Source organism: Wolbachia endosymbiont of Ostrinia scapulalis, assembly GCF_023559145.1.
Classification (GTDB): Bacteria; Pseudomonadota; Alphaproteobacteria; order Rickettsiales; family Anaplasmataceae; genus Wolbachia.
The window spans coordinates 88,200-103,778 of the sequence record NZ_CP096926.1 but is presented as its reverse complement, the minus strand read 5'-3'; the positions used below and the strand labels follow the sequence as shown (position 1 = coordinate 103,778).

16 protein-coding genes and 1 pseudogene are annotated in these 15,579 nt (G+C 33.7%); 9 read left to right on the top strand and 8 right to left on the bottom strand.

Translation table 11 applies throughout. The features are described 5' to 3' along the window. Positions 1–210: 210 nt before the first annotated feature. The 3 genes from M1L26_RS00515 (at position 211) to dnaN (ending at position 2,857) form a co-directional block, all read left to right on the top strand. Complete coding sequence (locus tag M1L26_RS00515; protein ID WP_250120214.1) at positions 211–1,104, top strand: RNA polymerase factor sigma-32; 894 nt, start codon at positions 211–213, stop codon at positions 1,102–1,104. Further along, entirely contained in the window at positions 1,097–1,594 is a 498-nt protein-coding gene (locus tag M1L26_RS00510) for an invasion associated locus B family protein (protein ID WP_211907639.1), read from the top strand. The genes M1L26_RS00515 and M1L26_RS00510 overlap by 8 nt, the downstream gene beginning before the upstream one ends. A 111-nt stretch (positions 1,595–1,705) precedes the next feature. Then, a complete protein-coding gene (gene dnaN / locus M1L26_RS00505) occupies positions 1,706–2,857 on the top strand; it encodes a DNA polymerase III subunit beta (protein ID WP_250120213.1) in 1,152 nt (383 codons plus the stop codon). Between the two features lies 1 nt (position 2,858). On the opposite strand, the gene truA is transcribed toward dnaN, so the two are convergent. After that, the gene (gene truA, locus M1L26_RS00500; protein WP_211907641.1) at positions 2,859–3,596 is read right to left on the bottom strand and encodes a tRNA pseudouridine(38-40) synthase TruA; all 738 of its coding nucleotides are present in this window, start codon (positions 3,594–3,596) and stop codon (positions 2,859–2,861) included. A 114-nt stretch (positions 3,597–3,710) separates the two neighbouring features. On the opposite strand from truA, the gene recA reads away from it, so the two are divergent. Then, positions 3,711–4,778 carry a recombinase RecA gene (recA, locus tag M1L26_RS00495; protein WP_211907642.1) on the top strand — a complete coding sequence of 356 codons (1,068 nt, stop codon included), beginning with the start codon at positions 3,711–3,713 and terminating at the stop codon, positions 4,776–4,778. Between the two features lie 34 nt (positions 4,779–4,812). Here recA and pth read toward each other — a convergent pair whose 3' ends face one another. Both pth and M1L26_RS00485 read right to left on the bottom strand, forming a co-directional pair. Continuing rightward, positions 4,813–5,376: an aminoacyl-tRNA hydrolase gene (gene pth, locus M1L26_RS00490; RefSeq protein WP_211907643.1), complete on the bottom strand. Its 564-nt coding sequence runs from the start codon at positions 5,374–5,376 to the stop codon at positions 4,813–4,815. Continuing rightward, positions 5,376–5,987 carry a 50S ribosomal protein L25/general stress protein Ctc gene (locus M1L26_RS00485; RefSeq protein WP_211907644.1) on the bottom strand — a complete coding sequence of 204 codons (612 nt, stop codon included), beginning with the start codon at positions 5,985–5,987 and terminating at the stop codon, positions 5,376–5,378. Before M1L26_RS00485 ends, pth begins: the two co-directional genes overlap by 1 nt. A 142-nt stretch (positions 5,988–6,129) precedes the next feature. Between M1L26_RS00485 and M1L26_RS00480 the strand changes: the two genes are divergently transcribed. After that, entirely contained in the window at positions 6,130–6,429 is a 300-nt protein-coding gene (locus tag M1L26_RS00480) for an ETC complex I subunit (RefSeq protein ID WP_211907645.1), read from the top strand. Between the two features lie 830 nt (positions 6,430–7,259). On the opposite strand, the gene rsmH is transcribed toward M1L26_RS00480, so the two are convergent. Beyond that, a complete protein-coding gene (rsmH, locus tag M1L26_RS00475; protein ID WP_250120212.1) occupies positions 7,260–8,144 on the bottom strand; it encodes a 16S rRNA (cytosine(1402)-N(4))-methyltransferase RsmH in 885 nt (294 codons plus the stop codon). A gap of 205 nt (positions 8,145–8,349) precedes the next feature. On the opposite strand from rsmH, the gene M1L26_RS00470 reads away from it, so the two are divergent. Continuing rightward, positions 8,350–9,561, top strand: coding sequence for an MFS transporter (locus tag M1L26_RS00470; protein WP_211907647.1), 1,212 nt, complete (start codon positions 8,350–8,352; stop codon positions 9,559–9,561). Between the two features lie 30 nt (positions 9,562–9,591). Here the strand turns inward: M1L26_RS00470 and map are convergent. Next, a pseudogene (map, locus tag M1L26_RS00465) lies at positions 9,592–10,380 on the bottom strand (type I methionyl aminopeptidase); the annotation flags it as partial. Between the two features lie 112 nt (positions 10,381–10,492). Next, a complete protein-coding gene (gene ftsA / locus M1L26_RS00460) occupies positions 10,493–11,731 on the bottom strand; it encodes a cell division protein FtsA (protein WP_211907649.1) in 1,239 nt (412 codons plus the stop codon). A gap of 131 nt (positions 11,732–11,862) precedes the next feature. Between ftsA and def the strand changes: the two genes are divergently transcribed. The 3 genes from def to M1L26_RS00445 all read left to right on the top strand — a co-directional run bounded on the left by def (position 11,863) and on the right by M1L26_RS00445 (position 14,148). Beyond that, positions 11,863–12,399, top strand: a complete 537-nt coding sequence (gene def, locus M1L26_RS00455; protein WP_211907650.1) for a peptide deformylase — start codon at positions 11,863–11,865, stop codon at positions 12,397–12,399. Further along, positions 12,392–13,174: a uracil-DNA glycosylase gene (locus tag M1L26_RS00450; protein WP_250120211.1), complete on the top strand. Its 783-nt coding sequence runs from the start codon at positions 12,392–12,394 to the stop codon at positions 13,172–13,174. The genes def and M1L26_RS00450 overlap by 8 nt, the downstream gene beginning before the upstream one ends. Positions 13,175–13,608: 434 nt before the next feature. After that, positions 13,609–14,148: a demethoxyubiquinone hydroxylase family protein gene (locus tag M1L26_RS00445; protein WP_211907652.1), complete on the top strand. Its 540-nt coding sequence runs from the start codon at positions 13,609–13,611 to the stop codon at positions 14,146–14,148. 131 nt (positions 14,149–14,279) lie between these two features. Here the strand turns inward: M1L26_RS00445 and M1L26_RS00440 are convergent, their stop codons facing one another. Both M1L26_RS00440 and M1L26_RS00435 read right to left on the bottom strand, forming a co-directional pair. Then, a complete protein-coding gene (locus M1L26_RS00440; RefSeq protein WP_250120210.1) occupies positions 14,280–15,035 on the bottom strand; it encodes a hypothetical protein in 756 nt (251 codons plus the stop codon). An 86-nt stretch (positions 15,036–15,121) separates the two neighbouring features. Further along, a complete protein-coding gene (locus M1L26_RS00435) occupies positions 15,122–15,511 on the bottom strand; it encodes a hypothetical protein (protein WP_250120209.1) in 390 nt (129 codons plus the stop codon). Between the last annotated feature and the right edge of the window lie 68 nt (positions 15,512–15,579).

The following is a 15,579-nucleotide window of genomic DNA, read 5'->3' as shown; positions in this document are numbered from 1 at the left end:
GAAATGTGAATTCCAGTGTTTGAGCACTGGAATAACACATTATTTATTTAATGTAGTTTTTATAGTTACACGCTAGCAATTTTAATGATACATTTAGGTAGCTGTTGTTAAGATCTCAATTAGATGTAAAATTGTGCTTTTTTAATTAAAGCTTGAATTTTTCACTGAAAATCAATATATTATATGTATAGAGTTTTAATTTAAGTTATTATGTTGACCCCAGTAGCAAATTTATGTGTTAATAGTAGCACTAATCTCATGCAATATATTGCTGAAGTGCGAAAATTTCCTATGCTTTCCCCAGAAGAGGAAGTGCGATTAGCAAAAAATTGGCAAGAATACCAGGATATTTCTTCTGCTCACAGGTTGATTACTAGCCATTTGAATTTGGTAGTAAAAATTGCAATGAAATTTAAGAATTACGGTCTATTGTTGATGGACCTGGTCATGGAAGGAAATATGGGTTTAATGCATGCAGTGAAAAAGTTCAATCCTAACTTGGGATTTCGTTTTTCAACTTATGCAGTATGGTGGATTGAAGCTTCAATGAAAGACTTTATATTAAAATCTTGGTCACTTGTAAAAATAGGTACAACGCAAGCACAAAGGAGATTGTTTTTTAGTTTACGTAAAATAAAAAAAAGAATTTTACAATACACAAACAGAGAAACTTTGAGTAAAGAAGAAATAAAAGCAATATCAAATGAGCTTTCTGTATCTGAAGAAGATGTTGTACAGATGAGCTATCGTCTGGCTTGTAAGGATCAGTCGTTAAATAATTGTATAAAAATAGGTGATGACTCTAAAAAGGAGTTACAAGATATGATTCCGTGTAATTTAGTTAGTCAAGAAGTAGCTTACCAGAATCATGAAGAAAAGGCATTAAAAGAAACAATTTTAAGCAATGCGCTGGCAAGTCTTAATGAAAGATCAAGAGACATTTTCATTAGCAGATATTTATCTGAGAATACTCAGACTTTGGATGAGCTTAGCAAAAAATATTGTGTTTCAAGAGAAAGAATAAGACAGTTGGCTGAGCAAGCAATGAGTAAGGTAAAACAACATGTAAAATCAGAGAGTTTGAAACTTGGTTTACATGCGTAGTCTTTTTGTATTTCTAATATTTTTTTCAATAGACACTCTTGCATCGGTTAGTAACGTACAACTGAAGGAAAAATATAAAGATTGGCTTGTGTACACTGCATTGGAAGATGGTGAAAAAGTGTGTTACATTGTATCTCATCCTAAGAAAAAAAGTGAACATTATACAGCTGACCGCAAGCCGTATGTAATGGTCAGTTACGTTGATAAAAAAGCAGATGAGGTGAGCGTCACTTCTGGCTTTCAGTATAATAATGAGCCTGTAGTTCTCAATATCGATAAAAAAATTAAATATCAATTGCCAATAATACAGGGAAGTCTTGCGTGGACAGATGATACAAAAATGGACCAAGATTTGATTCTAAAAATGAAGCAGGGATTATCAATGGTAGTTAATGGAAAAGTAAAAACAGCAAATGTTGATGATACTTATTCCTTGCTTGGCTTTCAAAAAGCGTACCAAAAAATGCATGACTTATGCCATACAAAGTAAATTATTGATCACTAAAGTATAAGATAGGCTGTTTTGTCTCTCAGACAAAAATATGGATATCACTTTACATAGAATATGAATATCATTTAAAATATATTTTTGAGAATTAATATGTCAAAAATTGTAGATATAGGAATCAAAGAACAAAGTTCTGTGTGTGAACAAATGCGTTTTAGTGTAAGTCGTGCAAGCCTTTTAAATACGCTATCCAGGGTAAGTGGAGTGGTTGAAAGGCGCAACGCGATAGATGTTTTAGCGTGTATAAATATCAAAGCACAATATGGTAGCATAAAATTGAAGGCTACTGATCTTGACATTTCAATATTTGCCTCACTTACTGCAAATGTATCAGCAGAAGGAGAAGTGAAAATCTCAGCACATACTTTACATGACATAGTGAAAAAATTGCCAACTAATTTGGATATCAATTTCGAAATGAATAATCAAGGAAAATTATTGATATCCTGTGGAAATGCAAATTTTTCTTTACCGAACGTAGTTTCAAATAACTTCCCTGTTCTTGAAGAAGGTGATCATCAATACGATTTCACTCTACTAAGTGCAGATTTGGTAGACTTGTTGACTAAAACGAAGTTTGCTGTGTCGCTGGATGATACAAGGTATAATTTAAACGGGATATATCTGCATACAGATGAGCAATTTCTGTACTGCGTTGCAACTGATGGCCACCGTTTATCATGTATAAAAAGGCCTAAACCTGAAGATATCAACGGAGAATTTGGGGTGATCATTCCACGTAAAACTATCATGGAATTGTTGAAAGTATTGGGTGATTGTAATGAGATAAATATAAAACTTTCAGATAGAAAAATCAAATTTACATGTGGTGAGTATATTCTAATATCAAAATTGATAGATGGGACTTTTCCAGATTACAAAGCTGTCATTCCAACGTCTCAAGATAAACAAATGATTGTTGAGAGTAGTAAGCTTGCTAGCGTTATAGATCGGGTTTCTGTTGTTGTGTCCGATAAAATAAAATCAATTAAATTTTCATTGCAAGAGAATTTATTAACTCTACATTCAAATTCCCAAGAGTGCAGTGATGCGACTGAGTCTATAGAGGTGGATTACGATGGAGCTCTTATGGAAGTAGGATTTAATTCTCGTTATTTGCTTGATGCTTTATCTTGTATAAAAAACAAATGTAAGGTCAGCCTATCAGATGGTAATAGCGCTACAATTATCACTGATGAAGATGATCCAAGTGCATTATATATAGTAATGCCAATGAGGACTTAAGCTAGTAATCTATCTTTACTAAGTATAAGCCGTGAGGCGGTGCTGTGATTCCAGCGGCGTTTCTTTTGCATTGACTTAATATATTTAGCATTTCTTGTGGATTAGTTCTATTTTTTCCAAATTCAACTAAAGTACCAACAATAATCCTCACCTGGTTATGTAAAAAGGAAATCGCAGATATTTTGATGTATATGTGACTTCCGTTTTGTACTATATCAATATCATCGATTGTTCTGACCGGATTTGTAGCTTGACAATCTTTTGAGCGGAAGCTTGAAAGATTATGTTTTCCAAGCAGGTGTCTAGCAGCTTCACGCATGATGTTTACGTCAAGTGGGTGCAATACTTGCCACACATAACCGATTTCCAGAGCTGCAGGAGCGTAGCGATTAATTATTCTATATTCATAATATCTTTTTTTTGCTGAAAATCGTGCATGAAATGCATCATCTACAGCTTCTGCACTAAGCACAACTATAGGAATCGCTTTTAAGTGATAGTTTATTCCATTTCTTATTCTGTAAAGCTCAAATTGCCTTTCCATATTGAAATGAGCAACTTGCCCTAAAGCATGAACCCCTGTGTCAGTTCTGCCACCACAATGCAAAGAGACTCTCTCGCCACTGAAATTAAATATAGCGTTTTCTATGGTTTCCTGAATTGAGTTAGCAGAGTGTTGTTGCTTTTGCCAGCCAGAGAAACCACTACCATTGTATTCTATCGTTATTTTGTATCGCACTACAAAGTCTATCTATCTAATTTTAGGTAACTAACGTTCTTCGTTATTAAAAAACCCTTGGCAGATTGGTTGCGTTCAATTACCATGGAGACTATACAAGTTAATAAATGATCCATGGCACATAATCCAGAAGAAAGAAATAATGATAAGCAAAAAGCACTAGATAATGCAATAAGTCAAATTGAAAAAGCATTCGGTAAAGGTGCAATAATGAAGCTAAAGCAAAACCCTGTAGAAAAAATAGACACGATATCTACAGGGTCGATTGCACTTGATTCAGCTCTGGGTGTTGGGGGATTGCCAAAAGGACGTATAATTGAGATATTTGGCCCTGAGAGTTCTGGTAAAACTACCCTTGCTTTGCATGTAATTGCTGAAGCACAGAAAAAAGGAGGTTTATGTGCATTTATCGATGCGGAACACGCACTGGATGTTATATATGCTCGTAAACTTGGAGTGAAAACTGATGATTTGGTAATTTCACAACCAGACACTGGAGAGCAGGCGTTGCATATTGTTGAGTATTTAGTGTGTTCTAGTGCAGTTGATGTAATAGTTATTGATTCTGTTGCAGCACTAACTCCAAGAGCTGAAATTGAAGGGGATATGGGCGATCAGCACATGGGATTGCAAGCAAGGCTTCTAAGCCATGGACTCAGGAAACTAACTTCTGTAGTTTCAAAAGCAAACTGTATATTGATATTTATCAACCAAATTCGTATGAAAATAGGAGTAGTATATGGAAATCCTGAAACTACCACTGGTGGAAATGCGTTAAAATTCTATACTTCTATAAGACTTGATATAAGAAAAGTTGGTGCGATAAAGGATAAAGAGAATATTACGGGTAATGAAACGAGAGTTAAAGTTGTAAAAAATAAAGTTGCTCCTCCATTTAGAGAGGCAAAATTTGATATAATGTATAATGAAGGCATATCAAAACTTGGGGAAATAATAGATATAGGAGCAAAACTTGGTGTCCTTGAAAAGGCAGGCGCTTATTATTCATATAACAATACGCGTCTTGGGCAAGGAAGAGAAAATGTAAAAAGCTACCTCAAGGCGAATAAAGAAATTGCAAATGAAATAGAAACAAAAATCAGAGATTTATTTAAAAATCATGATAATTCTATTACAATAGAAGAGGAACGCGAACAACTTCTAGAAGAATCAGTATTCTAATCTAAATTAGTTTGTATTGGGCAGTATTCGTTTGCTATACTAAAGTTTCACTCTCAACCGAGTTGATGAAAGCTGCGTTATCTCCTTGCAGCATTAGGTGTATATTCTTTGCTATTTTTTCCACTAAGAGGATAGCGTTATCAAAATTTTCAAATTTTGATAATACATAATCTGCTAAGCTTTTCCGATTTTCAGGCCTACCTACTCCAAATCTCAAACGCCAATAATCGTTACCAATAAAGCTATCTATAGACTTAAGTCCATTGTGTCCAGCAGAGCTACCGCCTTTTTTTACTTTTATTCTTCCGAATTTTAAGTCAGCATCATCATGTATGACAACAATATTGTCTAGCGATAATTTGTAAAAATTTTTTATTTTTGCAATAGGAATACCTGAATTATTCATAAATGAATAAGGTTTTATCAGCATGATTTTATTATTATTAATTATGCCAGAGGTTATCAAGTAATCAGCTTTATTAGAAAATGACTGAAAATTCCAATATTTGTGAATTGCGTCAATAACTATGAAGCCAATATTATGGTGAGTTAATTCATATTTACTACCAGGATTACCAAGCCCAGCTATTAAATGCACTACTCCTCTGTTTTTGTTTGAGGCTCTTCAACATCACTATCAGCAGCAGAGATTGTTACAATGGTGAAATTTTCTTCTTCATGAGCTACAAATTTAACACCTTCTGGCAATTTTACATCATTGATATGTATAGACTGACCAATCATTTTGCCAGACAAATCAATTTCTATGACTTGAGGTATTTTCTCAGGAGAGCATTTGACAGTAATAGAACGACACAAAACATTAAGCACTCCACCTAATTTGATTCCTGGTGATTTACTTTCATTGATGAATGATAAAGGTATATCTATTTTAATTTCACTACCTTTATCAACAAACTGAAAATCAACATGTTGCACAGTATCCTTTACTACATGCCATTGAATATCACGAACAAGAGCATATTCTTTTTTCCCTGAAATATCTAGTTCTATTAAATGTGCAGAAAGAGCACCTGATTTATATTGTTTAGTAAATTCCTTTGCAGACAATGTCAAATTTACGTTATCATGCCCTTTGCCATATATAACTGCAGGTATACTTCCCTTCTCCCTCAGAGCCTGCATCGCTTTCTTTTTTTTTACATCACGTAACTCTGCATTAATTGTTACCATTTCTTGCTGTGCCATCGATTACTCCTATTCAGCTAATCCTTTTTATATAATTTAATAATATAACATAAAAATATTTATTTCAAACTTCATTCTTTCACACTAATTCTTTGTGGAAAAATTTATTTAGATATATACTGAAGATTACGTAGTAAGGACTATGAGTATTGACGATCAAGTAGTTTTTAAGATTTATAAGCCAACAAAAACTGCAACACAATCTGGTTTAGGTAATACAAAATTCTGGCACCTAAAAATTGAGCCTTGTTCTTACTATATTGAACCTTTGATGGGGTGGTTTGGATCAAAAGATCCCCAAAAACAGATTGTATTAAAGTTTGATTCTCTTGAAAAAGCAGTATCTTACGCAAAGAAACACAACACAAAGTACACAATTGAAATGCCAAAAGATGTTAAAAGACTGCCAAAATCTTATGCGAATAATTTCGTATCAAAGTAAGTTTTATCGTAGTGTGTTTATCTAAAAGCCTAAATTTAAGAACATATCTTGAAAGGACTTAAGTGGTTAAGCATATATTAAAGAGTTCTTGAAGTAAGGAGAGCACGCTCATACGTCAAGCAAACAATGTTTACCTAAAATTCTTTGACATTAGCAGCTTTCTTGCCCCGTTTTCAGTAACAGTGATTTTGTAATTCTTCTATATATTAGAAAAATTTTTATTTTAATTAGCCATAGGCGCCTATTGGTTTTTAGCTAAAGTAAAGGTCAAGTATCTGGAATTCTGGACATAAAATCCTCCTGTGTAAAAAAGATTAGAAAAAAGTGCAGCGCACATATGACAGAAATTAAGCACACTTACATGCTCTGAAGAAGATACGCTACGCTTTTTGATTAAAAATTTGACTGAAAAGTCTGCAGACGAAGATAGATTTTGAGCTCTTAAAATATCTCTAACTGTAATGATAATCAGATTTAAAATATATGGAAGCAATTTTTTACGTTAATATTTCAAATTTCCCTTGCAAGATAGGTTCTAATTGTTACTCTAGGTTTTAAATTGTGCTAACGCACTGCGGCTATTTAGAGAGTTGAACCTGGCTAGCTAGTATCAAAGAGTTATTTTTTTATATATTTCTCCATAAGCTTTACAAGCCCCTTTTGGATTACTCAAATAACTTCATTCTGCTTGAAGAACTTTTATGTTGCTTTGCACTAAATTAATTTCACGTTCTATTTGTGTTAGCTATTTATTTAGTGAGTGGACATGTAATTTTACCTTAAATGACCCTATAATAAAAACATAGTTATTGAAATAATACAGAAGGTTCTTATGACAACCTCTGTATAGCTCTTAATTTTGCTGAACGCGCACGCGGATTTGCATTTATTTCTTCCGCACTTGCTTTAATCACTTTTTTGTTTAAAAGGGAGAATATCTTGGTAGGTCCTGGTTCACACAAATCTTTAAAAAGGGTTTTAACTATACGATCTTCTAGAGAATGAAAGGTAACTACAATTAATTTGCCGTTTTCACTTAAAATCTCAGATGCAGCTTTAATACCCTTTTCAAGCTCTCCTAGCTCATCATTTACCCATATTCTGATTGCCTGAAATGTTCTAGTTGCAGGGTCAATCTTGCTTTTTCCACGAAACACTACAGAACGTACAATATCCGCAAGTTCAAATGTAGTTTTGATAATTTTCTTCTTCCGCGCATTTACTATCGCTCTTGCGATTTTACGAGAATGACGCTCACCCCCATAATTATATATAGTGTTCGCAATCTCTTCTTCACGTAAAGCGTTAACAAACGTCGAAGCATTCATATGAGAATAGTTATCCATTCTCATGTTAAGTGGGCCATCACGTAGAAATGAGAATCCTCTATCTCCATTATCAAGCTGCATAGATGAAACTCCAACGTCGAAAACTATTCCATTGATACCTTTAATATTATTACTATCTAATAAATTTTTAATATTACTAAATTTCTCAATAAATAGATTTATTCTATCAGGGTATTTAACGTTCAGATCATCATAAAATTTGGTAACTGTTTCATCCCTATCAATTGCATACACTTTGCAATCAGCGGATTCCAATATTGCTTTGCTATATCCTCCAGCTCCAAACGTGGCATCCACATATATACCACCACTGTGTGGTGACAATTGCAGTATCATCTCTTTTAACAAAACTGGAATATGTGTCATATCAAGAGACTTTGTGCACTTAAATTAAAATAACTTTCTCGCCAAAAAATATATGGAAATATATAGGTATAGTATAAGAATATTTAAATATAATCAACGATATAAAAATTTAATAAGATAATATTATTAATATAACATTTACATAATTCACGTTTGAAAAAGTAAGTAATATTACTATAATATCAAACAAATTACGGAAGATTTCGTGCAACAAATAACAAAAGTAATACTATCAAGTTTAATTTGTAACACTTTGTTGTGGTATGATCACATGCTTTTCAGCCATCTAATAAGCATAATCGGAGATGTGTTTTTTCCATCAGACGACAAATTAGTCAGCATACTTAAAGCTTTTGGAGTGTTTGCAGTGGGTTTCTTAATAAGACCAATTGGTGCTGCTATATTTGGCCACATTGGCGATAAATATGGAAGAAGGATTGCTCTATTTCTCTCTATCATATTGATGACTCTATCAACCGTACTTATTGCATTTGTTCCAGGGTATCAGAACATTGGGGTACTCGCATCAGTACTGGTGGTATGTTTAAGATTATTGCAGGGTATATCTCTTGGAGGAGAGGCAGGAAATGCCCCATTTTTAATAGAGCATGCTCCTAAAAATAAAAGAGGATTCTTTAGCAGTATTGAAGTATTGAGCGCAATTCTTGGCTCAATATTAAGTCTTATAGTGGTGCTTATATGCAAAAAAGTATCCGATTTTGAATCTTGGGGATGGAGATTGCCTTTTATTTTCAGTTTTGTAATAGGATTAATCAGTATATATATGAGATATATACTCGATGAAAGCCCAGAATATAAAAAGCAGGAAAAGCCACATGAATTACCGTTAAAAGAACTGTTAAATGGCTATAAAAAACCTTTTCTAATATCAATTGGAGTTGACATAGTTGAGAATGCATCTCTTTACATATATTTAGTGTTTTTTAATCTACTTGCATCAACAATAAACACTCACTTTAATCACGCAGTAGAAATATTGAATCAGGTTGCACTTGGAGGATTGACTATACTATTTGCAATACTTTCTGATAAGGTAGGGAGAGAAAGAGTCATGAAATTTGCATTTGTGACTTTTATAGTAGTAAGTTATCCAGTTTTTTCAATGATACTAAGTGGTAATAATTTGCTCACCATAATGGCGCACGTTCTTTTTATAATCCCAATAGCTGCTTCTCTTGGTCCTGTTAGCGCCTTTATGTGCGAATTATTCCCAATAAAGGTACGATATAGTGGATTTGGTTTATCAAGAAATATAGCTTCGGGATTTTTTGGTGGTCTTGCACCATTTATATGCACAACTATTATCAAAGTTACAGGACAAGGAACTTTAGCAAGTTTTTACATGATTTTCTGTGCACTAATTGGGTTAGTTGCTATATCACAAGTTAAGAGTTAGATTTTTTCAAAAACCAAGTGTTTAAAAAATCTAATCATAAGGTGGAAAATGCCAATTTTTAGGTGATAGTGTAAATATTTCAACTCCATCTTTTGTGACTCCAAGCGTATGCTCAAACTGTGCAGAAAGTGAAAGATCACGTGTTGTCACTGTCCAGCCATCTAGCTTGCTGAGAAGAGTTTCATGTTTTCCAGCATTGATCATTGGTTCTATCGTAAAAAACATGCCTTCTTTTAAGATAAGATCCTCACCTTCATCATAAAAATGTACAACATTTGGTGGAGCATGAAAAACCTTTCCTATGCCATGTCCACAATAATTGCGTACGATAGAATATCCAAAATCTTCAATATATTTTTCTATAGCAAATCCTATTTCATTTAACTTATTGCCGGGCTTAACTTGTTTTATCGCTTCCATTAGCGCATTGTAGGCAGCATTACACAAACGCTTTGCTTTTATTGAGGGTTTACCAGTCCAAAACATGCGACTTGTATCACCATACCAGCCATTTAAAATCACTGTAACGTCAATATTTAAAATATCTCCATCTTTAAGAGGTTTATCATCAGGAATACCATGACATACAACAGCATTTTTCGAAGTACAAATTGATTTCGGATATCCCTTATAATTCAGTGGTGCTGGAATTGCACCTGCATTGATTATAAAATCGTGACATAGATCATTTAATTCATTAGTTGTTACGCCTACTTTGACGTATGGTGCAATAAAATCAAGGGTTTCAGCTGCAAGCCTGCCAGCTTTACGCATAAAGTCAAAATCTTCTTGTGAATGTATAGTTATGTTCATGTTTCTTACGTTTTTATTGTAATTTTCTGCTTTTCTTACGGATACATCAGTTTAATAATACTATAAAAATAAGCTCCTAGATCAAGCCATTTGTATATTAAGAGATAAAGACAAAAATCTAGACTGTGACTTTTGATTTAACCCAATGGTATAACTTACTTATTTTGCCATCGTGACCAAGCATTCCAGAATTATTTCTATAAAAGGTGTCAACTATTAGCTTTATAGAGCCTAAAGCAGCAGAAAATACAGGATTTTTGTCGTATTCGCCATCAAGACCGCTACAAGATTCAGGGCATCCGATACGGACTTGTTTATTGAATATATAGCTTGCAATTTCTTTCATGCTTGTGAGTTGACTGGTTCCACCTGTGATCACTACTTTATTAATTGGATCTTTCTGTTCTTGAAATTGTTCTCTTATCAGCTCAAGTATTTCCTCAATCCTTGGTCTTATGATGTTAACAAGTTCAGACTTAAACACTTGAGTTGGTTCATCGCTTTCATTACTTTGCACTGCAATACATTCATTCTCATCTATTGAAGTTACAATAGTGCTACCGTATAGTATTTTTATGCGTTCAGCATGCTCTATACTTGTGCATAGTCCATAAGCTATATCTCGGGTAATGTGAATGCCACCAATTGGAATGCTGCTTGTATACACAAGTTTTCCTCTCTTAAAAATTCCAATTGCAGTGCATCCACCTCCTATGTCAACAACGGCAGTTCCTAGCTCTTTTTCATCTTTACTTAGACAGGCAAGGCCTGCAGAATATGCAGAAGCAACACAACCAGCCATACTTATCCCACTATTATTAGTTATACAATTTTCGATATTGGTAAGCGCTGGACGCGAAGCAGTGACAACATTAACATCAGCAGATAATCTTTTTCCATATAATCCACTGACTTCCTTTATGTCAGTCATATCATCTAAGTGATATTTCAGTGGTATATTGTGAATGATGACATTTTCTTCGATATATTTCTCAAATGTCTGAAAGACTACACGTTTTATGTCTCGGTCTGAAATTTCGTGATTAGCTGCAATTATTTCGTTATGTACGTAAAAAGATGAGATTCCACATCCGGCTACATTCACATATATCTGGTCTATAGTCTCTTCTGATACTTGTTCAGCTAAACCTACAGTTGATGAAATAGAGTAACTTGCATGCTTTGCGTCAGTTATTGATCCGCCACTTATACCTTCTGCACTTTTATAACCCGTTCCTATTATTTTATAGCTGAAATTGCTATTGATCTTAACGATGAGGCAGATAATTTTTGTTGTACCTACGTCTAAAACAGCAAAAACATTCTGCTTTGGTTTTGTTATTACTGCAGAGTACATTAGTTGACCTTATGATGCGATTCCATTTAAATTGTAGCTTCCCTGAATGAATTTATATTTCTATCATAAATGTAGCAACATTTTAATATACCTAGACAAAAAGAAAAATAAAACACAGAATTACAATTTTTATGTCTAAGTTACCAATTGTAATTGCTCCTGACGAAAGATTAACTACACGCGCCAGTGAAGTAATAGATATAACCGATAAAATTAAAGAATTAGTAAACGACATGTTTGAAACTATGTACGATGCAGAAGGTCTTGGTCTTGCTGCAGTACAAGTTGGAGTGCTGAAGAGAATTTTTGTCATGGACGTTAGTCCAGGGAAGGAAGAAGATGAGCTAGCAGGGTATGACTCAGTTGGCAAGTTTTGTATGATTAACCCTGAAATTAAGGAATTATCTGATGAACAAGTCATTATGAGTGAAGGATGTCTTTCAATTCCGGAGCAAAGCCATGAAATCAAGCGTCCAAAATATTTAACTGTAAAATATAAAAACTTAAATAACGAAGAACAGACGCTAAAAGCTAGTGGTTGGCTTGCAAGGTGTATTCAGCATGAATTGGATCACTTAAATGGTATATTATACATTAGACATTTATCTAGGTTGAAGTATGATTTGGCTATGAAAAAAGCACAAAAGGTTAAGAGGCACTATGAGTAATGAAGATCTAGAATTGTTGAAGTTCTATCATGAAGTGGGAGTTGATTGCACACTAACTGAAAGTGAAGAGGAAAAAAAAATGGAAAATGAGAGAGCTGCACAATCTTCTGTCATCGAGCAGAAAAAAGAACAACAAACCATGTTCCCAAGTGACTGGATCATTGAAGCAAGGAAGCTTGCAAGTCAATGTAGTAGTGTAGATGAACTAAGAAGTGCAGTTAAGTCATTTGAGGGTTGTGAAATAAAAAAAACTGCAACTAATACTGTTTTTTCTGATGGTAATCCGAATGCAAAAATCATGCTTATTGGTGAAGCACCAGGAGCAAATGAAGACCTGAAAGGCATACCATTTTGTGGTGCAAGCGGAATGCTGCTCGATAAGATGCTCGGTGCAATTAGTCTGGACCGCACTAAGGTGTATATAAGCAACGCGGTGTTTTGGCGTCCACCAGGTAATAGAAAACCAACTGACCTAGAGCTTGATATGTGCAGACCATTTGTTGAGAAGCACATTACTCTTATTTTACCGCAAATTCTGATTTTTGTCGGAGGAATTGCATGTTATAGCCTTCTTGATAACACAAAGACTATATCGAACTTGCGTGGCAGATTTCATACTTATACTAACCAATATTTATCTCATTCAATTACTACAGCCGCTATATTTCATCCAGCCTATCTACTTCGTCAACCAGCACAAAAACGCTTAGCTTGGGAAGATTTGAAGAAGATTAGGGAATATCTTGATAATACCAATAACTACACGGATGTTTAGCTTACTACTCGTTATCGTCTTAGTACCGGCTAATTGAATTAAATATTGAAAAATCTACTAAACAGAGAAAAAGGCAAAAGAAAATCTATCAGCTACTACCTATTTTTTTAATTGGCGTTTTTCATTGTGTTAAATCCTTTGATAAGCGCATTTTAGCTTATGTGGGTAAAAGTTTTATAAAGACATAGAGTGCACATAGTGCAAAAAATTAAACATCAAGTATATTGAGCTTTTTGTCGCTTTATCTGCACAGACTGAAGATAAATAATATATCTTCACCCTTATTTTAAGGAGAATGGCGGAGTCCGTCAAGTAACTCTTGCCGTTGCTATAGCTGCTTGAGTTCCTATAATCACAATGTTGGTCCAATGCACGCATGGAATTTTATTTACTCTATAATATGTTGGTTTATAGTAGTACTAATGCAGAAATAAATGGAGGAGACATTGGAAAGCAATATAAAAAAATTGAAAGGAAATTTTTTAGAACAAGCAATTAGAGTAAATCATGCTGGCGAATATGGAGCCATTTGTATTTATTCTGGTCAAAAATTTATTCTTAAAAAATCTTCCATAATTGACAAAATAATTGAAATGGAGGAGCAGGAAAAAAAACATTTCCACTATTTTAATGAGAAAATCAAGGAGCAAAGAGTTCGTCCTACTGTTTTGTTGCCAATTTGGCGTGCTTTAGGGGTGACACTTGGTGTTGTAACTGCTATGATGGGTAAAAAAGCCGCTATGGCTTGCACTGCTGCAGTTGAAGAAGTGATCGGAGAGCACTACAAGGAGCAAGTCTTACATTTAGAAGATGGGGAATTAAGAGAAACCATAAGTAAGTTTCGTGATGAGGAGTTAGAACACAGAGATATTGCAATTCAGCACAATGCCGAAAGCGCACTTGGCTACAACGTTTTATCTTTGTTCATAAAAACAAGCTGCAAAGCTGCTATTTATCTCTCTAAATTGATTTAATCAATCACTATTTGACAACCAACCACATTTGCCTTTAGTTCTTGTGCTAATTGCTGCCCCATATCCTCTACTCCAATCGAATGCGTATGAATGTTTATAATTAATTTCTTAATTATTATCCTAAAAATACATTAATTTAATTCCCTATTAGAGTTTTCTTGTTGTTGTAAACATGTTTGCATAAGACTAGTAGATGGAACGTTTTTAATAGTCTGAGTTAACTCCTCAGGAATATTTTCAAAACTCTTGCCCATAACTTCTAAAACACTTTTCCCCTGTATAAGACAATTCCCTCCAAAGCTTGATTTGTTTTCTAACTTGCTAAATCTTATTTTGCTTTTCTCATCAATTTCTACTACCATTTTATTACCATCTTTCCGTAGATAAATACTAATCTCTCCTATTTTAGTAGTAAAAAATATTTCAATACCACCTTTTAAGATATCTGTGTAATTTCTTTTTCCATCTTGTGTAATTTCAACTTTTACTATACTTTCCTCAATCTGAAATATGCCAACTTCTAAATCCTTAGCTTTTTCATTATTTAAAGTTCTTGCAGTTTCAACAATACTACCTTGTGGATACTTAATATAAAAATATTTATTATCTACTTCTACTTCAAGATCATATTTATCAATTTGCTTGTTATTTTCTTTCACAATACCTTCATATGCTAGACCCTCTAGCATTTTTTTCTTACTCTTACATTGTTCGTTAAGATCATTTAAATAATTAGATCCGTAATATCCGCCTTCAATATCGCTATAAAAAGATAATCCTTTTTCTACCCCACCTTTTAACACTAAATTACGAGTGATCTTTTGTATGATATTTTTTGTAGTTGAATTGTGTGGATTTGCATGAAAGCGATTAATTAATTCTTCCATTTTTTCAAATATAAAATTTGTTACAGTCTTATTGTCCTTACCGTAATATGAGTTTAATCTTATTCCTTGATTTAAATAATCCTCTATTATGCGTTCCATGTACTTAAAACGCTTTCTTGCTCATCGTGTTCTGTTATACCTTTTATCATCTCATCACAAAATTTTTTAACTAGAATTTGTTCATCTGTAGTCAATGGTATTTGCAATTTCGTAGAAGATGGGTCTCGCTCAAAAAGATAAATTATTGACAATTCCTCTGCTCTTTTAATAAAGTCATAACTCCTTAGATATTCTGCAACATCTTTGTTTTTTGCGTACCTTTTCTTGGTTAAATCCATATGCCTATCTTTACGACTTATAGTCGGTAATTTTGGATTTGATGAACTACTCTGTTGACTATTGAAGAACCTGTTAGAGAACTGTTCAGGCTCTAAAATAAGATTACTTTCACCTTGTTTACCTACTTTCTTAGACATATTATATACCATAACCACTAAAACTTTTTAGTGATTACTTCAATACATAGATAAGTCAATAAAAATAT